The sequence below is a fragment of the Pseudoduganella sp. GW821-FHT05F09 genome, from assembly GCF_059419605.1.
The window spans coordinates 85,849-108,321 of sequence record NZ_JBWKSD010000010.1 but is presented as its reverse complement, the minus strand read 5'-3'; the positions used below and the strand labels follow the sequence as shown (position 1 = coordinate 108,321).

General features: G+C 65.0%; 20 protein-coding genes. 7 read left to right on the top strand and 13 right to left on the bottom strand.

What is annotated here, in order from left to right:
• Positions 1 to 24: 24 nt before the first annotated feature.
• A complete protein-coding gene (gene oxc, locus AC07S4_RS26825; RefSeq protein ID WP_494989511.1) occupies positions 25 to 1,734 on the bottom strand; it encodes an oxalyl-CoA decarboxylase in 1,710 nt (569 codons plus the stop codon).
• Between the two features lie 144 nt (positions 1,735 to 1,878).
• On the opposite strand from oxc, the gene AC07S4_RS26820 reads away from it, so the two are divergent.
• Together AC07S4_RS26820 and AC07S4_RS26815 are read left to right on the top strand one after the other, a co-directional pair.
• Positions 1,879 to 2,487: a Crp/Fnr family transcriptional regulator gene (locus AC07S4_RS26820; protein WP_161075418.1), complete on the top strand. Its 609-nt coding sequence runs from the start codon at positions 1,879 to 1,881 to the stop codon at positions 2,485 to 2,487.
• A gap of 210 nt (positions 2,488 to 2,697) precedes the next feature.
• Positions 2,698 to 2,862 carry a hypothetical protein gene (locus AC07S4_RS26815; protein WP_494989510.1) on the top strand — a complete coding sequence of 55 codons (165 nt, stop codon included), beginning with the start codon at positions 2,698 to 2,700 and terminating at the stop codon, positions 2,860 to 2,862.
• Between the two features lie 51 nt (positions 2,863 to 2,913).
• Here AC07S4_RS26815 and AC07S4_RS26810 read toward each other — a convergent pair whose 3' ends face one another.
• The 4 genes from AC07S4_RS26810 to AC07S4_RS26795 form a co-directional block, all read right to left on the bottom strand.
• The gene (locus tag AC07S4_RS26810; RefSeq protein ID WP_494989509.1) at positions 2,914 to 3,927 is read right to left on the bottom strand and encodes a 2-dehydropantoate 2-reductase; all 1,014 of its coding nucleotides are present in this window, start codon (positions 3,925 to 3,927) and stop codon (positions 2,914 to 2,916) included.
• Positions 3,928 to 3,944: 17 nt separating this feature from the next.
• On the bottom strand, positions 3,945 to 4,712 hold the full coding sequence (locus AC07S4_RS26805; protein ID WP_161075421.1) for a fumarylacetoacetate hydrolase family protein: 768 nt from the start codon (positions 4,710 to 4,712) through the stop codon (positions 3,945 to 3,947).
• Between the two features lie 112 nt (positions 4,713 to 4,824).
• The gene (gene oxlT / locus AC07S4_RS26800; protein ID WP_494989508.1) at positions 4,825 to 6,156 is read right to left on the bottom strand and encodes an oxalate/formate MFS antiporter; all 1,332 of its coding nucleotides are present in this window, start codon (positions 6,154 to 6,156) and stop codon (positions 4,825 to 4,827) included.
• A gap of 121 nt (positions 6,157 to 6,277) precedes the next feature.
• The gene (locus AC07S4_RS26795) at positions 6,278 to 6,559 is read right to left on the bottom strand and encodes an HAD family hydrolase (protein WP_494989507.1); all 282 of its coding nucleotides are present in this window, start codon (positions 6,557 to 6,559) and stop codon (positions 6,278 to 6,280) included.
• Between the two features lie 121 nt (positions 6,560 to 6,680).
• On the opposite strand from AC07S4_RS26795, the gene AC07S4_RS26790 reads away from it, so the two are divergent.
• The 3 genes from AC07S4_RS26790 to AC07S4_RS26780 all read left to right on the top strand — a co-directional run bounded on the left by AC07S4_RS26790 (position 6,681) and on the right by AC07S4_RS26780 (position 8,305).
• Positions 6,681 to 7,601, top strand: a complete 921-nt coding sequence (locus tag AC07S4_RS26790; protein WP_494989506.1) for a LysR family transcriptional regulator — start codon at positions 6,681 to 6,683, stop codon at positions 7,599 to 7,601.
• A 79-nt stretch (positions 7,602 to 7,680) separates the two neighbouring features.
• The gene (locus AC07S4_RS26785) at positions 7,681 to 7,863 is read left to right on the top strand and encodes a type II toxin-antitoxin system HicA family toxin (protein ID WP_494989505.1); all 183 of its coding nucleotides are present in this window, start codon (positions 7,681 to 7,683) and stop codon (positions 7,861 to 7,863) included.
• A gap of 19 nt (positions 7,864 to 7,882) precedes the next feature.
• Positions 7,883 to 8,305: a type II toxin-antitoxin system HicB family antitoxin gene (locus tag AC07S4_RS26780; RefSeq protein ID WP_494989504.1), complete on the top strand. Its 423-nt coding sequence runs from the start codon at positions 7,883 to 7,885 to the stop codon at positions 8,303 to 8,305.
• A 9-nt stretch (positions 8,306 to 8,314) separates the two neighbouring features.
• Here AC07S4_RS26780 and AC07S4_RS26775 read toward each other — a convergent pair whose 3' ends face one another.
• The 3 genes from AC07S4_RS26775 to frc are packed head-to-tail and all read right to left on the bottom strand — an operon-like array spanning position 8,315 to position 11,122.
• Complete coding sequence (locus tag AC07S4_RS26775) at positions 8,315 to 9,268, bottom strand: histone deacetylase family protein (protein WP_494989503.1); 954 nt, start codon at positions 9,266 to 9,268, stop codon at positions 8,315 to 8,317.
• Positions 9,265 to 9,858 (bottom strand): TIM barrel protein, encoded by a 594-nt coding sequence (locus AC07S4_RS26770; protein WP_494989502.1) that lies wholly within the window; start codon positions 9,856 to 9,858, stop codon positions 9,265 to 9,267. Before AC07S4_RS26770 ends, AC07S4_RS26775 begins: the two co-directional genes overlap by 4 nt.
• Before the next feature lie 13 nt (positions 9,859 to 9,871).
• A complete protein-coding gene (gene frc, locus AC07S4_RS26765) occupies positions 9,872 to 11,122 on the bottom strand; it encodes a formyl-CoA transferase (protein WP_494989501.1) in 1,251 nt (416 codons plus the stop codon).
• 226 nt (positions 11,123 to 11,348) lie between these two features.
• Between frc and AC07S4_RS26760 the strand changes: the two genes are divergently transcribed.
• Positions 11,349 to 12,329 carry an NAD(P)H-quinone oxidoreductase gene (locus AC07S4_RS26760; protein ID WP_494989500.1) on the top strand — a complete coding sequence of 327 codons (981 nt, stop codon included), beginning with the start codon at positions 11,349 to 11,351 and terminating at the stop codon, positions 12,327 to 12,329.
• Positions 12,330 to 12,387: 58 nt separating this feature from the next.
• Here AC07S4_RS26760 and AC07S4_RS26755 read toward each other — a convergent pair whose 3' ends face one another.
• Genes AC07S4_RS26755 through AC07S4_RS26740 form a run of 4 tightly spaced genes read right to left on the bottom strand, consistent with a single transcriptional unit; the run spans position 12,388 to position 17,527 of the window.
• Positions 12,388 to 12,630 (bottom strand): formate dehydrogenase subunit delta, encoded by a 243-nt coding sequence (locus AC07S4_RS26755; RefSeq protein WP_494989499.1) that lies wholly within the window; start codon positions 12,628 to 12,630, stop codon positions 12,388 to 12,390.
• Positions 12,631 to 12,644: 14 nt separating this feature from the next.
• Positions 12,645 to 15,494 carry a formate dehydrogenase subunit alpha gene (gene fdhF / locus AC07S4_RS26750; RefSeq protein ID WP_494989498.1) on the bottom strand — a complete coding sequence of 950 codons (2,850 nt, stop codon included), beginning with the start codon at positions 15,492 to 15,494 and terminating at the stop codon, positions 12,645 to 12,647.
• A 9-nt stretch (positions 15,495 to 15,503) separates the two neighbouring features.
• Complete coding sequence (locus AC07S4_RS26745; RefSeq protein WP_494989497.1) at positions 15,504 to 17,063, bottom strand: formate dehydrogenase beta subunit; 1,560 nt, start codon at positions 17,061 to 17,063, stop codon at positions 15,504 to 15,506.
• Positions 17,060 to 17,527 carry a formate dehydrogenase subunit gamma gene (locus AC07S4_RS26740; RefSeq protein WP_494989496.1) on the bottom strand — a complete coding sequence of 156 codons (468 nt, stop codon included), beginning with the start codon at positions 17,525 to 17,527 and terminating at the stop codon, positions 17,060 to 17,062. The genes AC07S4_RS26745 and AC07S4_RS26740 overlap by 4 nt, the downstream gene beginning before the upstream one ends.
• Before the next feature lie 135 nt (positions 17,528 to 17,662).
• On the opposite strand from AC07S4_RS26740, the gene AC07S4_RS26735 reads away from it, so the two are divergent.
• Positions 17,663 to 18,727 carry a substrate-binding domain-containing protein gene (locus tag AC07S4_RS26735; protein WP_494989495.1) on the top strand — a complete coding sequence of 355 codons (1,065 nt, stop codon included), beginning with the start codon at positions 17,663 to 17,665 and terminating at the stop codon, positions 18,725 to 18,727.
• 137 nt (positions 18,728 to 18,864) lie between these two features.
• Here AC07S4_RS26735 and AC07S4_RS26730 read toward each other — a convergent pair whose 3' ends face one another.
• Positions 18,865 to 22,404: an indolepyruvate ferredoxin oxidoreductase family protein gene (locus AC07S4_RS26730; protein WP_494989494.1), complete on the bottom strand. Its 3,540-nt coding sequence runs from the start codon at positions 22,402 to 22,404 to the stop codon at positions 18,865 to 18,867.
• Between the last annotated feature and the right edge of the window lie 69 nt (positions 22,405 to 22,473).

The window sequence follows — 22,473 nt, the reverse complement described above, 5'->3', positions numbered from 1 at the left end:
AAGTCTCCTGGTGTTGTTCGGTTTTTACTTCTTGCCTGCGGTGCTGGGGTTCAGATTGGTGAGGCGGCCGCTTTCCGTGCCGGCGGTTTCGTCGATGACGGCGTTGATCAGCGCCGGCTTGCCGGCCGCGATGGCTTCGGTCAGCGCGCGCGTCATCTCCTCCGGCGTGGTGACGTGGTAGCCCACGCCGCCGAAGGCTTCTATCATCTTGTCGTAGCGGGCGTTCTTCACGAACACGGTGGGCGCCACGTCCTTGCCGCCGGTGGGGTTGACGTCGGTGCCGCGATAGACGCCGTTGTTATTGAAGATAATGGTGGTCACGGGCAGGTCGTAGCGGCAGATGGTTTCCAGCTCCATGCCGCTGAAGCCGAAGGCGCTGTCGCCTTCGATGGCCACCACCGGCTTGCCGCTGGTGACCGCCGCGCCGATGGCGAAGCCCATGCCTATGCCCATGATGCCCCAGGTGCCCGAGTCGAAACGCTTGCGCGGCTCGTACATGTCGATGATGCTGCGCGCGAAGTCCAGCGTGTTGGCGCCTTCGTTGACCACGTTGATGTCCGGCCGGGTTTTCAGCACGTCGCGGATGGAGCGCAGTGCGCTGTGGAAGTTCATCGGCGAGGGATTCTGCGCCAGCATGCCCGCCATCTTGGTCAGGTTCTTGTCCTTGCGCTCGGCGATGGCGCCGGTCCAGGCCGGGTCGGGCTTGCCCTGGCCGCTGGCGCGGATGCCGTCCAGCAGCGCCGTCACGCAGGAGCCGATGTCGCCGATGACGGGCGCGGCAATGGCCACGTTGCTGTCGATCTCGGTGGGCGAGATGTCGATCTGGATGAACTGCTTGGGGCTGCCCCAGGTCTTGCCTTTGCCGTGCGCCAGCAGCCAGTTCAGGCGCGCGCCGATCAGCATCACCACGTCCGCTTCGGCCAGCACGTAGGAACGGGCGGCCGAGGCCGACTGTTCGTGGGTGTCCGGCAGCAGGCCCTTGGCCATGGACATGGGCAGGTAGGGAATGCCGGACTCTTCCACCAGCGCGCGGATGGCGGCGTCGGCCTGGGCGTAGGCGGCGCCTTTGCCCAGCAGGATCAGCGGCTTCTTCGCGCCTTGCAGCAGCGACAGCGCGCGCTGCACCGAATCCGGCGCCGGGATCTGGCGCGGCGCCGCGTCCACCACTTTCACCAGCGAGCGGCGGCCGTGTTCGGCGTCGATCACTTGCGCCAGCAGCTGCGCCGGCAAGTCCAGGTAGACGCCGCCGGGACGGCCCGACACGGCGGCGCGGATGGCGCGCGCCACGCCGATGCCGATGTCCTCGGCCTTGTTGATGCGGTAGGAGGCCTTGGCGTAAGGCTTGGCCGCGTTCAGCTGGTCCATCTCTTCGTAGTCGCCCTGCTGCAGGTCGACGATTTCGCGTTCGCTGGAGCCGCTGATCAAGATCATCGGGAAGCAGTTGGTGGTGGCGTTGGCCAGCGCGGTCAGGCCGTTGAGGAAGCCGGGCGCGGACACGGTCAGGCAGATGCCGGGCTTCTGCGTCATGTAGCCGGCGATGGCGGCGGCGTTGCCGGCGTGCTGCTCATGACGGAAACCGATGAAGCGCATGCCCTCGGCTTGCGCCAGGCGCGCCAGGTCGGTGATCGGGATGCCGACCAGGCCGTAAATGGTGTCGATGTCGTTGTGCTTGAGGGCGTCGACTACCAGGTGAAAACCATCGGTCTGCTCGGATGCCGCTGCGGTATTGGTCATGATGAGTGTCTCTTATATTGTGGTTATGAAACGGGCCGGTTGTTGAAGGCCATATTAGCGAGAGCACTTGTTTTCTCTCATTGACCGCGGTCAAGATTCAAAGGAAGATGCTTAACATTTCCAGATCGGTATCAATTTCTAGCCATGACGCTGTTAGCCAACCACCCGGAACGCAATGTGCTGCGCGTGCAGCTGCGCCAAAATATCGTGCTGAAAGAACTGCGCGAAAGCGAGATGGCGGCGCTCGAGCCCTACCTGAGCGTGGTCGATTGCCAGAAGGGCGACCTGCTGCTGAACCAGGGCGTGCACGAGATGGAGCAGTACTTCATCCTGGACGGCATACTCAAGCGCGTGGTGACCAACCAGGAGGCCAAGGAAATGATCCTGCGCTTCGCGGCCGAGCGCGATATCGAGACCAGCTACGCCGCCTGGCGGCTGAAGACGCCCACGCCCTACAGCATCGTCTGCGTGAGCAAGGCGCGCGTGGCCAAGCTGCCCATGCCGCAGTGGGTGGCGTTTTTGGAAAGCCATTCCCAGCTCAAGCAGAGCTTCGAATACGAGGTGATGCATTTGATGAGCGAGATCATGGGGCACACCATCACCCTGCATCTGCTGGACGCGCCGGGACGCGTGCACCGCTTTGTGCGCAAGCATGGGGAGATGTTTGAGCGCCTGCCGAAGAAGCAACTGGCGGCGTACCTGAATTTGTCGCCGGAAACGCTGAGCCGGCTCAAAAACCAGGGCAAGATTTAAGCGCGCGGGCAACGCCCGCCACCCGAATCTTGACCGCGGTCAAGAATCCTGAAATTAGAAATATGCCGGAAAACCGTGTTTTTCATAGGCAATATTCTTGCTGGTGATATCTGATATGCGCGTCCTCAATTGGCGGCGCGCTGGGTGCCTACCTATACTCGTTTCAACCCAAACGCGTTGGCAACCATTCTTAACTTCAGAGGAAATATCATGACCACCATCACCAACAAGCAGACCCGTCCCGCCACCGAACAAGCGACGCCGTTCAGCCTGATGTTCATCATTGAAACCCTGTTCGCCGTCAACCTGCGCGAGCAGCTGGACGCCAGCACCGGCGGCGACAAGAGCGACGCCAAGTACACCTACGGCATGTAATCACCCGCCGCAAAGCAAAACGGACGTCCTTGTGAGACGTCCGTTTCTTCATCAGGCCGCCATTTTTTGCAGCCTGACCTGCCCTCTCTCATCGGCCATGGTCCGCTCCAGCATTTTCACCAGAGCGTAGACCGCGTCGATATGGGGCGTTGCCGTGCCGGTAAGCCGCCCCAGTTCCACCACCGAGCCCACCAGGGCGTCGATTTCCGGCCCCCTGCCCGCCTCGATATCCATCAGCATCGACGTCTTGTGCCGCCCTACTTTCTCGGCCCCGGCGATGCGCTTGTCCAGCGTCACGCGGAAGGTCACGCCCAGCTGGTTGGCCACCGCTTCGGCCTCCCGCATCATGTCCGCCGCCAGGCCGCGCGCCAGCGGATACTGGCAAATGCCCTCCAGCGTGGCGTGGGACAGCGCGCTGATCGGGTTGAAGCTCAGGTTGCCCCACAGCTTGAGCCAGATCTCGGACCGGATATGGTCCAGCACCGGCGCCTTGAAGCCGGCCCGCGTGAAGCAGGCCGAAATGGCTTGCACCCGGTCGCTGTTCGAGCCGTCCAGCTCGCCCAGCGGGAAGCGCTCGCCCTCCACATGCCGCACCACGCCCGGCGCCACCAGCTCCGAGGCCGGATAGACCACGCAGCCAATCACGCGCTCCGGCGCAATGCGCGCCGCCAGCAGGCCGTCCGGGTCCACGCTGTGCACCACCCGCCCTTCCAGGCTGCCGCCGTGGCGGTGGAAATACCAGTACGGTATGCCGTTCTGCATGGTGACCACGCTGGTCTCCGGGCCGAACAGCAGCGGCAGCTGGTCGGCCACGGCCGCCACCTGGTGCGCCTTCAGCGCCAGGATCACCACGTCCTGCGGTCCCGCCTCGGCGTAGTCGTCCGTGGCCGCCACGTTGACCGCCACTTTTTCCGTGCCGTCATGCTCGATCAGCTTGATGCCCTTGTTGCGGATCGCCAGCAAATTGGCGCCCCGCACCAGAAACGTCACCTGCTCGCCTGCCAGGGCCAGCCTGGCCCCCACCAATCCTCCTATTGCTCCCGCCCCTACTATGGCGATTTTCATTTTCAGCTCCTTGGTTTTTACTCAAAACGGTTGCTGAGCTTGCCAATGCCGTCGATCTCGACCTCCACGATGCTGCCCGGCCGCATCGAACCGACGCCGACCGAGGTGCCGCACAGCAGGATGTCGCCCGGATCCAGCGTCATGTCTTTGGAAATCCGGCTCACCAGCTGGGCGGCGGAAAACACCATGTCGTTGATCGGGTAGTCCTGCCGCACTTCGCTGTTGAGGATGGTCCGCACCACCAGCATGGCGGGGTCCAGGCCGGTGGCGATCACCGGGCCGAAGGGGCAAAAGGTGTCGAAACCCTTGGCCCGCACCCACTGCGGAAAAGTCGGATCGCGCTTGATGATGTCGTTCACGGTGACGTCATTGGCACAGGTATAGCCGAATATATGGTCCGGGGCGTCGGCCTCGGAGACGTTGAAACAGGTTTTGCCGATCACGATGGCCAGCTCGCCTTCGAAGGCCACCTTGTCCTCGCACAGCGGCTTGCGGATGGTGGCGCCGGGGGCCAGGTAGGAGTTCGGCGTTTTCAGCAGATACAGCGGCTCGGGCGGCGGTTCCAGCCCCAGCTTGCGGCCCAGCGCATGGAAGTTGTTCCACATGGCCAGCACCTTGCCGGGCACCGCCGGCATCAGCAGCTTCACGTCGGACAGCTGCAGCGTGTAATCGGTCGGCGTGGGCGCATCGAACATATCGCCTTCGTAGATGCGGATTTTGTCGCCTTCCACCGTGCCGAAACGCACGGTGTCGAAGTGTTGGAAGCGCAGCCAGCGTTTGATCATGTCGTTCTCGTTTCGAAAGACGCCGGCGTGCAGAGTCCCTCGGCGGCGGCAGCGGGAGCTGCGGCTGCCAGGGCTGCTGCTGCAGCCGGCGCGTATCAGTCAGGGGTTTGGGCTAGTTGGCAAGCCGGGCGGCGGCGGCCAGGCCTTTTTCGTCGGCTACTTCAACCGGGGTAACGGCAGTGTCCATGAAGCGCTTGCGCATCGGACGCAGCACCCACCAGGCCATGAAGGCGGCAGCCGCGTTCAGGCCGCAGCCCACGAAGAACACCGCTTCCCAGCTGCCGGTGGCCGCCGTGATGACGCTCGACAGCGGCACGAAGATCGAAGCCGTGCCCTTGGCCGTGTACAGCAGGCCGGCATTGCCCGCCGCGTTCTTGGTGCCGAAGGTGTCGGCGCAAGTGGCGGGGAACAGGCTGTAGATCTCGCCCCAGGCAAAAAACACCAGGCCGGTCAGGATCACAAACATGATAGGATCGCGGCCCCAGTAGTACAGCGCCAGGATGCCCACCGATTCCAGCGCGAAGGCGATGAACATGGTCTTCTCGCGGCCGATCTGGTCCGACACCCAGCCGAAGAAGGGTCGCGTCAGGCCGTTCAGCACCCGGTCGATGGCCAGGGCGAAGGTCAGCGCAGGCAGCACCATGCCCATGATGTTGAAGGTCACGCCGTCAATCTTGAAGTCTTTGGCGATAGGGCCCATTTGCGCGGTCGCCATCAGGCCGCCGGCTGCCACCAGCACGAACATCACGTACATCACCCAGAACACCGGCTTGCGGATGATCTGCGACGGGCCGAATTCGGCGCGGCCTTGCTGTACCTTGGTCTGCTTCTGGATCTTGCTCGGCACGTGGGCCGGCGGACGCACCATCAGCAGCGCCAGCAGCATCACAATGGCGCCCTGGCCGATGCCGAAGGTGAGGAAGGTGGACTCGTAGCCGCTTTTGGCGATCATCATGGAGATGGGAATAATGGTGGCCGCTGACCCGGCCCCGAATCCCGCCGCCGTCAAACCCGCCGCCAGGCCCCGGCGGTCAGGGAACCATTTCAGTGCCGAACCCACGCAAGTGCCGTACACGGCGCCGGCGCCGATGCCGCTGATGGCCGCCGCGATGTAGAGCATGGTCAGCGAGTCGGCGTAGGAGTTCATGATCCAGCCCAGCGCGCACAGCAAGCCGCCGAACAGCACCACGGGACGTGGTCCCCATTTGTCGACCGCCCAGCCTTCCACCGGAACCAGCCAGGTCTCGGTCAGGATGAAGATGGTGAAGGCCACCTGGATGGCCGCCTTGCTCCAGCCGTACTTGTCGGCGATGGGATTCACAAACAGGGTCCAACCGTACTGCAGATTGGCGATCATGGCCATACAGATAATGCCCATGATGAGTTGTAGCCAGCGGTACGAAGGAGGCCTGATCACTGGCGCGATGTCATCGTCATGCTTCATTTCGTTATCTCCATTAAAATTTTTATGTGGGACTGTGTCTGGTCGACCGTGTCACGAGATGATTGTGGAAGAAGCAAAAACCGATATCCTTGACCGCGGTTAAGATTCGACATTCTTTCATTTATTTCAAGCTAAATAAAGCGCCCCCTGCACGGGCCGCCTCCAGGCAGCGCGCCATGGTGGTCTGGATGGCGTTGACGAGGAAGTCGGCCTCGTACACCTTCAGCATGTGCGGGTGGTGGTTCTCCACATAGCGGCGCAGGTGGGCGCGCTGGCTCTCCACGCCCATCTGGCCGGCGTAATCGTTGCTGCCCCAGTACCAGCGTAGGCCCAGTTCGCCAAAAGCGGCGTTGTAAGCCTCGCGCTGCGCGTCTGCCAGGTCGGCGGTATCGATCTGCATCATGGTCTGCTCCTCCTGTTGGAATAATGTCGGTTGACTAATGCATCGTAGGGCCAGACAATGATTAGGTATAGTTAAAGGTTTTTGTCATTTCCATACACGATGCTGTATACATAGGCCTCCGATGAAACATGCCACCCTGCGCCAGCTGAAAGTCTTCGAAGCGGTAGCGCGCCACCTGAGCTTTTCCCGCGCCGCCGCCGAGCTGCACCTGACGCAGCCGGCCGTGTCGACCCAGATCAAGACGCTGGAAGGCCATGCCGGCCTGGTGCTGTTCGAGCAGCTGGGCAAGAAGGTCTACCTGACGCCGGGCGGCGCCGAACTGCTGTACCACAGCCGCGCCATCATCCAGCAGTTCCAGGAAGCCGAGGAGGCGCTCACGCAGTTCCGGGGCATCGCCGGAGGCAAGCTGAACGTGGCGGTGATCAGCGCGGGCGACTACTTCTTCCCGCGCCTGATGGTGGAATTCGCGCGCCGCCATCCGGGCGTGAAACTGAACCTGACGGTGCACAACCGCGCCGAACTGCTGGAACGGCTGGCCAGCAACCAGACCGACCTGGCCGTGATGGTCCGCCCGCCGCAGCAAGGCGACGCCGCCCACGCCGCCTTTGCGCCCCACCCTTACGTGATCGTGGCGCCGCCGCAGCACCCGCTGGCGGGCGCGCGGCGCATTCCGGTCGAGCGCATCGTGCAGGAGCCGTTCGTGGTCCGCGAGCGCGGGTCGGATACTTGGAATTCAATGGAGGACGGCTTCGGCGCGCACCTGGAGCGCTTGAACGTGGCGATGGAGATCCGCAGCACCGAGACCATCAAGCAGGCCGTCATTGCGGGCATGGGGGTGGCGTTTTTGTCGGCGCACACCATCAGCCAGGAGCTGAAGGCCGGCAGCCTGGTGGTGCTGGACGTGGAAGGCTTCCCGGTGATGCTGAACTGGTACGTGGTGCACCGCAAAAACAAACGCCTGCCGCCAGTGGCGCAGGCGTTCAAGAACTTCCTTCTGAGCGACGGCGCGATATTGATCGAGCAATACCTGGCGCCAGCCTAGATCACTAACAACATAGTCTTGGCCTTGCATAAGCAAAATCCGTGTGTAGAATTACACACAACGGCGTCATAAAAAGCAAATGAACTCTCACAAGCTCATTGAACTGCTGGAAGAAGATGGCTGGCAACTGGTCAGGGTGAAGGGAAGCCACCATCACTTCAAACACCCGACAAAACCGAACCTCGTAACTGTGCCTCATCCGAAGAAAGATCTGCCAAAAGGAACGTGGAACAGCATATTGAAGGATGCAGGGCTGAAGTAAAACGACAATGGAGAGGACGATGGAGATTCCCGTAGCTATTTTTAAGGACGAAGGGAGCGTATATGGCGTGAACGTCCCTGATATCAAAGGATGCTACTCATCGGGCGAGTCCATTGATGAAGCATTGCGAAATGTCAAAGAGGCAATTTACAGTCATATTGATGTGTTGAACGAATTGGGCGAGCAGGTAGAAATCACACAATCAAAGATTGAGGTGTTATCTCAAAACGAAGACTACGCGGGTGCCGTTTGGGCCTTGGTCGATATAAAACTGGAGAAACTGGATAGTAAGCCTGAGCGCATTAACATCAGTCTCCCGCGATTCGTTCTTAGCAAAATCGACGACTTCACTAAAGCGAGGCATGAGACACGAAGCGGCTTCCTTTCGAGGGCGGCACTGCAAATAATCGCTGCGGAGAACAAATCTCCCGATGGAACGTAGCAAGCATGATTACGGCGTCATTAGCGCGCGCACGTGGGCTGCTGCACCGCCGGCCAAGCCGGTCAAGCTATAGCCGCCCTCTAAGATAGAGACAACGCGCCCCTGCGCCGACTCGGCCGCGATGGCCATCAGCTCCCGCGTGATCCAGTGGAAGTCATCGTCATCAAGCTGCAGGCCGGCCAGCGGATCGTCGCGGTGGGCGTCGAAGCCGGCGGAGATAACCAGCAGCTCGGGCGCCCACGCGCGCACCGCCGGCAGCAGTTCAAGACGCATGCGGTCGCGGAAGGCGGCAGAGGCGCAGCCGGGCGGCAGCGGCACGTTGAGGATGTTGTTGCGGCTGCCGGTCTCGCTGCGCAAGCCGGTGCCCGGATACAGCGGCGACTGGTGGCAGGAGGCGTAGAACAGCCCTGGCAGCGGCGAGAACGCGGCCTGCGTGCCGTTGCCGTGGTGGACGTCGAAATCGACCACCACCACCCGCTCCAGCTCATACGCGCGGCTGGCGTGGGCGGCGGCGATGGCGGCTTGGTTGAAGATGCAGAAGCCCATGGCGCGGTCCGGCTCCGCATGGTGGCCGCAGGGCCGCGTGGCGCAGAACACATTGGCCGCTTCGCCCAGCATGACGTCGTCCACGCCGGTGCAGGCCGCACCGATGCAGCGCATCACCGCGCGCCAGGAGCCGGGGGACAGCATGGTGTCGCCGCCGTCCAGCGGCACCACGCCGCTCGTGGGCAAGGCTTCGGCCACGGCGTCGTAGTAGTCGGCGTCGTGTATCAGCTCGGTCTGGGCGCGCGTGCCCAGCGGGGCTTCGCGCCAGTCCAGGGCGGCGAATTCCGAGGTCTTCAGCGCTTCGAGCACCAGCGCCAGCCGCTGCGGCGATTCGGGGTGGCCCGCGCCGGGCTGGTGGTCGTAGCAGTCGACGTGGGTGTAGACGCGGGTGTGGACATGGTTGCGCGGTTTCGTCATGGCTGGCCTTGCTCGTGGAGGAACAGGTTGTCCGCGCCGGTGTCGCGGATGATGGCGGGGGCGTCGGGCGCATCCTGCGCGGCGACCAGCAGCGCGATGCCGTGCGGCTTGAGCGCGGCGGCGGCGTGGCGCAGGTTGGCCACCAGCGTCTGGCGCGCCAGTTCCGGCGCCAGCCCCGCCTGCGGCAAGCCGGTCAGGCAGCGCAGCTGGCGCACGCCCAGCGGGCGGGCGTAGCGGATGGCCTCCTCCACGCCGTAGCGGAACTCGCCGCTGCGCTCCGGCAGGCAGGCGATGCCGCGCTCGCCGCCCACCCAATCGCCGGCGGGCAGGCAAAAGCGCACCAGCTGCAGGCCGTGGCAGCACAGCCGGTGCGCGATCTGCTCCACCGGATACAGATACGGGAACAGGCATTCCACGCGCTCGAAGCCGGCTTGCGCCGCCGCATCGAAGCGGTCCAGGAAAGGCAGTTCGCCGTACAGCGCGTTCAGGTCCGCCACCGGCGCGGGGACGGCGCCGGACGGCATGGCCGACAGCGAGGCGGGTGCGGCGGCGGGCTCCCCATGCGTCCCGCCCGGCGTGACGTAATGCACGGCTGCCGCCGCTTCAGATCACGCGTTCGTCGCGCAGCGCGGCGATCTGCGCGGCGTCGTAGCCCAGCTCGCGCAGCACCTCCTCGGTGTGCTCGCCCAGCAGCGGCGAGCGGGTGACCTCGGTGGCGCTGTCGGACAGCTTGATGGGGTTGCCCACCGTGAGATACTTGCCGCGCTCGGGATGGTCCACTTCCACGATGGTGCCGCTGGCGCGCAGCGACGGTTCCTCGGCGATTTCCTTCATCGACAGGATAGGCCCGCACGGAATGTCGTATTTGTTCAGGATGTCCATCACCTCGAACTTGGTGTGCTCGCGGGTCCACTCCTCCACCGTGGCGAAGATGGACATCAAACGCGGCAGGCGCGCGCGCGGAGTGGCGTAATCGGGATCGCTGATCCAGCCTTCGCGGCCTATCACCTTGCAGATCGCCGGCCACACCGGCGCCTGGGCGATGAAGTAGATGTAGGCATTCGGGTCGGTCTCCCAGCCCTTGCACTTGAGGATCCAGCCCGGTTGGCCGCCGCCGGACGCGTTGCCTGCGCGCGGCACCGAGTCGCCGAAGGTGACGCCTTCGGCGAACTGCGGGTATTCCTCCATGGTGCCGGTGCGCTCCAGGCGCTGCTGGTCGCGCAGCTTGACGCGGCACAGGTTCAGCACGGCGTCCTGCATGGCCGTGTCGACTTTCTGGCCCCGGCCGGTGGCATTGCGCTGGAACAGCGCGGTGACGATGCCCAGCGCCAGGTGCAGGCCGCTGCCGCTGTCGCCGATCTGCGCGCCGGTGACGACCGGCGGACCGTCGGCGAAGCCGGTGGTGGCGGCCGAACCGCCCGCGCACTGGGCCACGTTCTCGTACACCTTGCAGTGCTGGTAGGGGCCGGGGCCGAATCCCTTGACCGAGGCCACGATCATGCGCGGATTCAGTTCCTGGATGCGCTCCCAGCTGAAGCCCATGCGGTCCAGCGCGCCGGGGGCGAAGTTCTCCACCAGCACGTCGCAGTCGCGTATCAGGGTCTCCAGCACCTGCTTGCCCATGGTTTTCTTGGTGTCCAGCGTGATGGAGCGCTTGTTGTGGTTCAGCATGGTGAAATACAGGCTGTCCACGCCGGGAATGTCGCGCAGCTGGCCACGGGTGGCGTCGCCCTCCCCGGCCCTTTCCACTTTGATCACATCGGCGCCGAACCAGGCCAGCAGCTGGGTGCAGGTCGGCCCCGATTGCACGTGGGTGAAGTCGAGGATGCGCACCCCGTCTAATGCTTTGCTCATGGGTCTATCTCCAGTAGTTATAATTTTTTGATGGCTAGTATGGCATGCGGTTTGCACCGCGAGATAGTCCCATCATAGGCAGCGGCTGAGACAACACGCATTGACCCCGGTCAAGATTCGCAAGATGGCCCCTGTCCCGTCAATTTGTGGAAAATTGACGGCGGTCATCGGCGTGCGCGCCCACCCGCGCCTACCATCGGATTCCCCCATTTCTAGAGAGGAAACCATGCGCGCCATCGAAATCACCCAGCCCGGCGGCCCGGAAGTGCTGCAACTGTGCGAGCGCCAGCGCCCGTCGCTGCAGCCGGGCCAGGTGCTGATCAAAGTCCACGCGGCCGGCATCAACCGGCCCGACCTGCTGCAGCGCGCCGGCAGCTATCCGGTGCCGCCCGGCGCGTCCGACCTGCCGGGCCTGGAGGTCGCCGGCGAGATCGTGGCCGGCCATGTTGGCGACAGCGGCTGGCGCATCGGCGACATGGTGTGCGCGCTGGTGCAGGGCGGCGGCTATGCGCAGTATTGCGCGGCGCAGATCGAGCTGTGCCTGCCGATTCCGCGGGGCTGGTCGCTGCTGGAGGCGGCTTCGCTGCCGGAGACCTTTTTTACCGTGTGGAGCAATGTGTTCGACCGCGCCGCGCTGGCGCCCACCGAGACGCTGCTGGTGCAGGGCGGCAGTTCGGGCATAGGCGTGACCGCGATCCAGCTGGCCAAGGCGCTGGGGCACCGGGTGTTCGCCACGGCGGGGTCGGACGAGAAGTGCCGCGCTTGCGAGGAGCTGGGGGCGGACCTGGCGATCAACTACCGCACCGGCGACTTCGCGGCGGCGGTGAAGGACGCCACCGGCGGCAAGGGCGTGGATGTGATACTGGATATGGTGGGCGGGGCTTATGTGCCGCGCGAGCTGGCGTGCCTGGCGGATGACGGGCGGCTGGTGTTTATCGCGCTGCTGGGCGGCGGCAAGGCGGAGGTGCCGCTGGGGCAGATACTGCTGCGGCGGCTGACGGTGACCGGGTCCACCCTGCGTCCGCGCCCGGTGGCGTTCAAGGCGGCCATTGCGCGGCAATTGCTGGCGCGGGTGTGGCCGCTGCTGGAGGATGGGCTGATCAAGCCGGTGATTTACCGGAGTTATCCGCTGGAGCAGGCGGCAGAGGCACACACGCTCATGCAGAGCAGCGCGCATATTGGGAAAGTGATGTTGAAAGTGGTGTGAGGCCGGTGGCCGTGCATGGCGGGTTAGGCGGCGCGAGCCGCCGTAACCCGCCATGCCGCTACGCCCCGACCGGAGCGGGGGACAACCGCACCAGGTTGGCCTGGATGGACGCCAGCACCTGCGGCGCCAGCCCCTCCCCGCCATGCTCCGCCACGTGCGCCAGCAGCTGGCGCCGCATCGGCGGCGCCCAGTAGCGCTGCAGGTGGTTGGCGATCTCACTGCTGGCCTCCTCCTGGTCCGGGTAGGACGCAAAGAAAGTGCCGATCTGGTTGGCCATAATGACCAGGTGGTGAATATTCATAATCTCTCCTGGTCTCAAGCCGGCTGCGCCGCAGCGTCTTTGTGGGCCATCTGCTCCTCGTGGAAGCGCGCGAACTCCAGCTGCCAATCGGACTGCTGCTGCACCGGCATCACCTGCACCGCCGTCACCTTGTACTCAGGGCAGTTGGTGGCCCAATCCGAATTCTCGGTGGTGATCACATTCGCGCCCGATTCCGGGAAGTGGAAGGTGGTGTACACCACGCCCGGCTGCATGCGCTCCGTCACCAGGGCGCGCAGCACGGTCTCCCCTGCCCGGCTCTGGATGCCCACCCACTGGTCGTCCTTGATGCCGCGTTCCTGCGCATCGTGCGGGTGGATCTCCAGCCTGTCCTCGGCATGCCAGCGCACGTTCTCGGTGCGGCGCGTCTGCGCGCCCACGTTGTACTGCGACAGAATGCGCCCCGTGGTCAGTATCAGCGGATACATACGCGTCACCTTCTCGTCCGTCGGCACGTACTGCGTAATGATGAAACGCCCTTTGCCGCGCACGAACTGGTCGATGTGCATGGTCGGCGTGCCTTCCGGCGCGGCGTCGTTGCACGGCCACTGGATGCTGCCCAGCTTCTCCAGCTTGGCGTAGCTCACGCCGCTGAAGGTGGGCGTCAGGCGCGCGATTTCGTCCATGATCTGTGACGGATGCGTGTAGTTCATCGGATAGCCCAGGCGGTTCGACAGCTGCACCGTCACCTCCCAGTCGGCATAGCCGGCCTTCGGCGCCATCACCTTGCGCACGCGCGAAATGCGGCGCTCGGCGTTGGTAAACGTACCGTCCTTCTCCAGGAAGGAGGAACCCGGCAGCAGCACGTGGGCGTACTTGGCGGTCTCGTTCAGGAAGATGTCCTGCACCACGATGCACTCCATCGCCTCCATGGCCGCGATCACGTGCTGGGTGTTCGGGTCCGACTGCACGATGTCCTCGCCCTGGCAATACAGGCCCTTGAAGCTGCCGTCCAGCGCCGCTTCGAACATGTTCGGAATGCGCAGGCCGGGTTCGGCCTGCAGTTCCACGCCCCACGCGTCCTCGAACTGCATGCGCACCGTGGTGTCGGACACGTGGCGGTAGCCCGGCAGCTCATGCGGGAAGGAGCCGATGTCGCAGGAGCCCTGTACATTGTTCTGGCCGCGCAGCGGATTCACGCCCACGCCTTCGCGGCCCACGTTACCGGTGGCCATGGCCAGGTTGGCGATGCCCATCACGGCGGTCGAACCCTGCGCATGTTCGGTCACGCCCAGGCCGTAGAAGATGGCGCCGTTGCCGCCCTGTGCAAACATGCGCGCCGCGCCGCGTACCTGCTCGGCGGGCACGCCGGTCACCGCCTCCATCGCTTCCGGCGAATTGGCTTCCTGCGCCACAAAGTCGCGCCACTGCTTGAAGGCGCGGTCGTCGCAACGCTCCGCGATGAACTGTTCGGCTAGCAGGCCTTCGGTCACGATCACGTGGGCCAGCGAGCTGACCATGGCCACGTTGGTGCCGGGACGCAGCTGCAAATGGTAGTGCGCGCGGACGTGCGGCGACTTCACCAGGTCGATGCGGCGCGGATCGACGACGATCAGCTTCGCGCCCTGGCGCAGCCGGCGCTTCATGCGCGAGGCGAACACCGGATGGCCGTCGGTGGGATTGGCGCCGATGACCATGATGACGTCCGACTTGGCCACCGAAGCGAAAGTCTGCGTGCCGGCCGATTCGCCCAGCGTCTGTTTCAGGCCGTAGCCGGTGGGCGAATGGCAAACGCGGGCGCAAGTGTCCACGTTGTTGTTGCCGAACGCCGCGCGCACCAGCTTCTGCACCAGGTAGCCTTCTTCGTTGGTGCAGCGCGAGGAGACGATGCCGCCTATCGAATCGCGGCCATGCTTGGCCTGGATGCGCTTGAATTCGGAGGCCGCATAATCGAGCGCCTCGTCCCACGACACTTCCTTCCACGGGTCGGTGATCCTGGACCGTATCATCGGCTTCAGGATGCGGTCCTTGTGCGTGGCGTAGCCCCAGGCGAAGCGGCCCTTCACGCAAGCGTGGCCTTCATTCGCCTTGCCGCTCTTGGTCGGCACCATGCGCACCACTTCGCTGCCCTTCATCTCCGCGTCCAGCGAGCAGCCCACGCCGCAATAGGCGCAAGTGGTGGTCACCTTGTGTTCGGCCTGGCCCAGCCAGATCACCGATTTTTCCTGCAGCGTGGCGGTCGGGCAGGCTTCCACGCAGGCGCCGCAGGAGACGCACTCCGATTCCATGAACGTCTCGCTCTGCCCGGCCGACACGCGCGACTCGAAGCCGCGTCCGGAAATGGTCAGCGCAAACGTGCCCTGGGTTTCCTCGCAGGCCCGCACGCAGCGGTTGCAGACGATGCACTTGGACGAGTCGAACGTGAAGTAGGGATTCGACTCGTCCTTCTTCAGCTTCAGGTGGTTGGCGCCCTCGTAGCCGTAGCGCACTTCGCGCAGGCCGGTCACGCCGGCCATGTCCTGCAGCTCGCAGTTGCCGTTGGCCGGGCAGGTCAGGCAGTCCAGCGGGTGGTCGGAAATGTAGAGCTCCATCACGCCCTTGCGCAGCTCCTGCAGCTTGGCCGTCTGCGTGCGCACCACCATGCCCTCCTCCACCGGCGTGGTGCACGAAGCGGGGTAGCCGCGCCGGCCCTCGATCTCCACCAGGCACAGGCGGCAGGAACCGAAGGGCTCCAGGCTGTCCGTGGCGCACAGCTTGGGAATATTGGTGCCGCTTTCGGCGGCGGCGCGCATCACCGACGTGCCGGCGGCGACCGTCACGCGCTGGCCATCTATGGTCAGGGTAACGAAGTCCGTGGCCAGGCTGGGCGGGGTGCCGAAGTCGCGGCTGATAATTGTCTCGATCATCTAAGTCTCCTAGGCGGCGCGCTGGTCTTCGGAGACCTGGCCGAAATCTTGCGGGAAGTGGTTCAGGGCCGACAGCACGGGGTACGGCGTCATGCCGCCCATCGCGCACAGGGAACCGTGCAGCATGGTGTCGCACAGCTCGCGCAGCAGTATCACCTGCTTGGGACGCTCGCTGCCCTCGCGGATCTTGTCGATCACCTCCACGCCACGGGTGGAGCCGATGCGGCACGGCGTGCATTTTCCGCAAGACTCCACCGCGCAGAACTCCATCGCGTAGCGCGCCAGCTTGGCCATGTCGGCGCTGTCGTCATGCACCACGATGCCGCCGTGGCCCAGCACGGCCCACAGCGAAGCGAAGGCCTCGTAGTCGAGCGGCGTATCCCACTGCGACTCGGGCAGATAGGCGCCCAGCGGGCCACCCACCTGCACCGCCTTGATCTGGCGGCCGGACGCGCTGCCGCCGCCGTATTCAAACAGGATGTCGCGCAGGGTCACGCCGAAGGCCAGCTCGATCAGGCCGCCGTGCTTGATGTTACCGGCCAGCTGCACCGGCAAGGTGCCGCGCGAACGGCCCATGCCGTAGTTCTGGTAGTAGGCCGCGCCCTTGTCGAGAATGAGCGGCACCGCCGCCAGCGACAGCACGTTGTTGATGACCGTCGGCAGGCCGAACAGGCCGGCCAGCGCAGGCAGCGGCGGCTTGGCGCGCACCACGCCGCGCTTGCCCTCGATACTTTCCAGCAGCGCGGTTTCCTCGCCGCAGATATAAGCGCCAGCGCCCTTGCGCACCTCCAGGTCGAAAGCGCGCCCCGAGCCCAGGATATCCTGGCCCAGGAAACCCGCTTGCACGGCGATGGCAATCGCGTGGTTCAGGTTTGCGATGGCGTGCGGATACTCGCTGCGCACGTAAATGTAGCCCTTGTTCGCACCCACCGCCAGGCCGGCGATGGTCATGCCCTCGATCAGCATGAAGGGATCGCCCTCCATCACGATACGGTCGGCAAAGGTGCCCGAATCGCCCTCGTCGGCATTGCAGACGATGTACTTCTGCGGACCGGCCGCCTTCAGCACCGTGTTCCACTTGATACCGGTCGGGAAAGCGGCGCCGCCCCGGCCGCGCAGGCCGGAAGCGGTAACGGCGGCCACTATCGCGGCAGGCTCCATCGCCAGCGCGTTGCGCAAGCCCTTGTAGCCGTCGTGCGCCTCGTAGTCGGCCAGCGACAGCGGATCGGTAATGCCGGCGCGCGCGAAGGTCAGGCGGCTTTGCATGGCCAGGTAAGGAATCTGCTCCACCAGGCCCAATGCCAGCGCATGCTTGCTCTCGCCGAGATGGAAGCCCGCCTCGAACAGCGCGCCTACGTCCGCCGCGTCCACCGGGCCGAAGCCGATGCGGCCGTCCACTGTCGCCACTTCCACCAGCGGCTCCAGCCACAGCAAGCCGCGCGTGCCGTTGCGGATGATGTCGATGTCAACGCCGCGGCGCGCAGCTTCGGCGGCAACGGCGGCCGCAACGTCGTCGGCGCCCAGCGCCAGCGCGGTCGAATCGCCGGGAATGTAGATGCGGATGCTCATGCTGCTTCCTTCACTTTGGCCAGCAGCGCGTCGAAACGGGCCGGGGTAACGCGCGCATGCAGCGCCTCGTTGATCATCATCGACGGCGCGGTGGCGCACTGGCCCAGGCAGTAGACCGGCTCCAGCGCGAACTCGCCGTCCGTGCTGTGCGCGTGCAGCTTGCAGCCCAGCGCGCGCTCGGCGTGCGCCAGCAGCGCGTCGCCGCCCATGCTCTGGCAAGCCTCGGCGCGGCAGATCTGCACCACCTGGCGCGCCGGCGCTTCGGTGCGGAAGTAATGATAGAAAGTGATCACGCCATGCACCTCGGCGCGCGACAGGTTGAAAGTGGAGGCAATTTCATCCACCTGTCCGGGCGGGATATAGCCGATTGCATCCTGGATCGCATGCAGGACCGGCAACAACTGGTCCTGCGCGCCGCTGCTGGCGGCAAGGATGGCGCTTACCTGGGGAATACGCTGCTGCATAATGCCTCCGTCGTTTTTATTGTGTACCGTGAGCCCTGAAGTTATGTTCTACAAAACATATATTTCAGTTAATATTCACGCATAAGCCAAGGCTAGCACTGTAAAAACAGCAACGCAATATGAAGGATTTTGCATATGTTCAAAGTTGAGATCCGCCCCGACTGGGTGCTGCGCCATCCGAACGGGCAAACCGTGCCCCTGCCGGTGCTGCTGGACCTGCTGGCGGCCGTGCGCAGCTCGGGCAGCATCAGCCAGGCGGCCAAGGACAGCGGCATGTCCTACCGCCACGCGTGGGGATTGCTGAACCAATTTAACGAACAATTCGGCGCCGAGCTGGTGCACAAATCGCGCGGATCGGGCACGGTGCTGTCGCCGCTGGCCGACAAGCTGATCTGGGCCGACAAGCGCATTGCCGCCCGCCTCAGCCCCATGCTCGACAGCCTGGCGTCCGAATTGCAGCAAGAGCTGGCCAGCCTGCTCGACGAACGTCCGCCCGCGCTGCGCCTGACCGCATCGCACGGCTTCGCAGTGGCCGCGCTGGTGAGCCGGCTGGAGCAGCAAGGCGTGCTGGTGGACCTGCAATACCGCAGCAGCACCGAAGCCGTGGCGGCCCTGGCGCGTGGCGAATGCGATTTGGCCGGCTTCCACCTGCCGGTGGGTGAATTCGAAGGCGCGGCGGCCGCCAAATACCGCCCCCTGCTCGATCCAGGGCGGCAGATGCTGATCCACCTGGCCTACCGCATGCAAGGCATCTTCACCGCCAAAGGAAATCCCAAAGACATCCGCACGCTGGACGACCTGGCGCGGCCGGACGTGCGCTTCGTGAACCGCCAGCGCGGCTCGGGCACGCGGCTGCTGCTGGAACTGCTGCTGAACGGGCACGGCATAGCGCAGGACCGCATCAACGGCTTCGAAAGCGCCGAATTCACGCACGCGGCGGTGGCCGCCTACGTCGCCAGCAACATGGCCGACGCCAGCTTCGGCGTAGAAACCGCCGCCCGCCGCTTCGACCTGGATTTTGTGCCCGTGGTGCGCGAACGCTACTTCTTCGCCTGCTCCCGCGAAGCCCCCGCCGCCCCGCTGGTCGCCGCAGCGCTGGCCGTCATGGAAAGCGCCGAATTCAAGAACACCCTGGCCGCCCTGCCCGGCTACGACGGCGCCCTCAGCGGCCATCGCCTCGCGCTGCAGTCACTTTTCTAAGCCCCCCACCGGGGTCAGTTCTACCATCGCGCCATATAAAATTAGGGTCAGTTCTACCATCACGTCATATGGCGTGATGGTAGAACTGACCCCAACTTGGAAATGACGTGATGACAGAACTGACCCCGGCTTGGGGTTCAGGCTTGGCGGCGTAGTTCCTTGGCGCCGGAGGTCCGCAGTTCGGCCGTATGCGTTTGCCAGGCGGCGTCCATCTGGTCCATCGCCGCGAGTTTGACGTGGCCGTAGCCGCGCACTTGCTCGGGCAGCTGCGCGAGCTTGAGGGCGGCGGCTTTGTTGTGCGGTGTGAGACTGGCGGCGAGGTCGCGGACGAAGGCCAGGTAGCGGTCGCGCAGGGCGCGCTCGCGGCGGCGTTCTTGCGTGTAGCCGAAGATGTCCAGCGGCGTGCCGCGCAGGCCTTTCAGGCGCGCCAGGCCGCCGAAGCCTTTCATCATCCAGCCGCCGAAGGCCATCTTGGCCGGGACGTCGGAGCCGGGCTTTTTGCGCGCCAGCAGCGGCGGCGCCAGGTGGAAGCCGAGCTTGTAGTCGCCTTCGAATTGCGCGGAGATCTGCTCGCGGAAAGCGGGATCGGCGTGCAGGCGGGCGACTTCGTATTCGTCCTTGTAGGCCATCAGCTTGAACAGGTTGCGCGCCACCGCCTTGCTCAAGGCGCGTTTGGAGCCGTCGCCTTCCAGCGCAACTTCGCGCCGTTCGATGGCGGCCACGGCTTCCTCATACACGCTGGCGTAGGCGGCGTTCTGGTATTTGCTCAACCATTCGACGCGGAATGCCACCAGCTCGGGCAGCGATTTCGGCGCGGTGAACTGGATCACTTTCTGCTGCGGCTGCGCCAGCCGGGCCAGCGCGTCCTGGTCGGCTGCGGCCAGGCGGCCCAGCATGAAGGCGCGCTTGTTCATGTCGATGGCGACGCCGTTCAGTTCAATCGCGCGCATCAGCGCCTCCAGGCCGGCGGGCACCAGGCCTTTTTGCCAGGCGTAGCCCATCAGCAGGATGTTGCCGCCGATAGGGTCGCCAAGGAAGCGCGCGGCTATCTCCTGCGCGTCCAGTTGCAGCATGCGGTCTGCGCCTGCCGCCGAGGCCAGCTTTTCCAGCAGGCCGTCCTTGTTGATGGAGGCGTCGCGGTCGCGGGTGAATTCCGCCGTCGGGATTTCGCGCTCGTTGGCCACCACTTGCGTATGCCCGCGACGCATCACGGACAGGCTGTCGGGCATGGCCGCCACCACCAGGTCGCAGGCGAATACGGCGTCCGCCTGCTGCAGGTCGATGCGCACCTGGTTCAGCGCCGACGGCGATGCGGCCACGCGCACGTGCGACAACACCGCGCCGCCCTTCTGCGCAAAGCCCATGAAGTCCAGCGTGGAAGCGCCCTTGCCTTCCAGGTGCGCGGCCATGGTGATCAGCGCGCCGACGGTCACGATGCCGGTGCCGCCCACGCCAGCCACCAGGATCTCGAACGGTTTGGCCAGCGCGTGCGGCGCGGGCGCGGGGTAGCGGCCCAGCGCCTGCTCCAGGTCCGCCAGCGTCAACGCCACGCTGGCGGGCTTGCGCAGCGTGCCGCCCAGCACCGAGACGAAGCTCGGGCAGAAGCCTTCCACGCAGGAGTAGTCCTTGTTGCAGGACGACTGTTCGATCTGGCGCTTGCGCCCCAGCTCCGTTTCGAGCGGCAGGATGGACAGGCAGTTGGACTGCACGCCGCAGTCGCCGCAGCCTTCGCAGACGGCGGGGTTGATCACCATGCGGCGCGCGGGGTCGGGGAACACCACCTTGTCCGGCTTGTTCTTCTTGCGGCGGCGGCGCTTTTCGGCCGCGCAGGTCTGGTCGTACACCAGCACCGTCACGCCCGCGATCTCGCGCAGCATGCGCTGCATGGCATCGAGTTCGCTGCGGTGGTGCACGGTCACGCCCGCCGGCAGCGTCACGCCGTCGTAGTTCTCCGGCTGGTCGGTGACCACCACCACTTTCTTGGCGCCCTCGCTCACCACTTGCTGCACGATTTGCGGCACGGACAGGGTGCCGTCCACCGGCTGGCCGCCGGTCATGGCCACCGCGTCGTTGTAGAGGATTTTGTAGGTGATGTTGGTGCGCGCGGCGATCGCCTGGCGGATGGCCAGCGAGCCCGAATGGTAGTAGGTGCCGTCGCCCAGATTCTGGAACACGTGCTTCTCGCCGACGAAGCGCGAGGAGCCCACCCAGCTGATGCCCTCGCCGCCCATCTGCGCCAGGTAGTTGGTGTCGCGCTTCATCCACGTTGCCATGAAGTGGCAGCCGATGCCAGCCATGGCGCGGCTGCCTTCCGGCACGCGTGTGGAGGTGTTGTGCGGGCAGCCGGAGCAGAAGTAAGGCGTGCGCTTGACGCCGTCGGCGCTGTTCGACAGCAGCTCGGCGGCGCAGAAGTCCGGCAGCATGCGCTGCAGGTCCAGCGCCGGGTAGCGCGGCGCCAGCCATTGCACCAGCGCGGGCGCGATGCGCGACGGGCGCAGTTCGCCCAGCGCGGACAGCAAGGCGTGGCCGTGCTGGTCGGTCTTGCCGATGACGGCGGGACGCGCGGACTGCGGCAGGTTGTAGAACAGGTTCTTCACCTGCTGCTCGATTACGGCGCCCTTCTCTTCCACCACCAGGATCTCCTGCAGCCCTTCCGCAAACGCGGCCAGGCGCGTGCGCTCCAGCGGATAGGTCAGGCCCGGCTTGTACAGCCGCACGCCCATTTCTTCCAGGCGGCTTAGTGGCAGGCCAAGGCGTTCCAGTGCTTCCAGCAAATCAAGGTAGGCCTTGCCGGCGCTGATGATGCCGATGGCGGCGCCGGGCGCCGGCACCACCAGGCGGTCGATGGAATTGGCGCGGGCAAAGGCCTGCACCGCTTCCAGCTTGGCTTCCACGCGCACTTCCAACGCCAGGCCGGGCAAGTCCGGCCAGCGGTTGTGCAGGCCGTCCGGCGGCGCGGTGTAGTCGGCGGGGGCCACGTATTGCGGCAGCGGCGGCAGGTCCACCACGGCGCCGCCCTCCACGGTTTCGGAGATGGCCTTGAAACCGGCCCACGCGCCCGAGTAGCGCGACAGCGCCCAGCCGTACAAGCCGTATTCGAGGTATTCCTGGATGTTGGCCGGGTTAATCACCGGCATGCCCCAGGCGATCAGCGCCTGCTCGCTCTGGTGCGGCATGGACGAGGACACGCAGCCGTGGTCGTCGCCCAGTATCACCAGCACACCGCCGCGCGGCGAGGAGCCGTAGACGTGGCCGTGCTTGAGCGCGTCGCCCGCGCGGTCCACGCCCGGCCCTTTGCCGTACCACATGGCGAACACGCCGTCGACCTTGCGCGTGGGGTCGGCTTCCACCTGCTGCGAACCGAGTACCGCAGTCGCGCCCAGTTCCTCGTTAATCGCGGGCAGGAATTGCACGTTGTGCTTTTCCAGCAGCGCGGACGCGCGCCACAGTTCCTGGTCCACAGCGCCCAGCGGCGAACCGCGATAGCCGCTGACGAAGCCGCCCGTGTGCAGGCCTTGCGTCTCGTCGACGGTCTTCTGCATGCACAGCAGGCGCACCAGCGCCTGGGTGCCGGTCAGGAACACACGGCCCTGGCTGCGGGTCAGGTTGTCGGACAGGGCGTAGTCGGGATCGGCCAGCGTGGGCAGGAGGGACTGCGGCAGGGTCATCGAATTCATGGGCGGGCGTCTCGGATCAGGATCTTATAGTGCGGAAATGATATCGCGCTCCTGGCGAAATATTTCTTC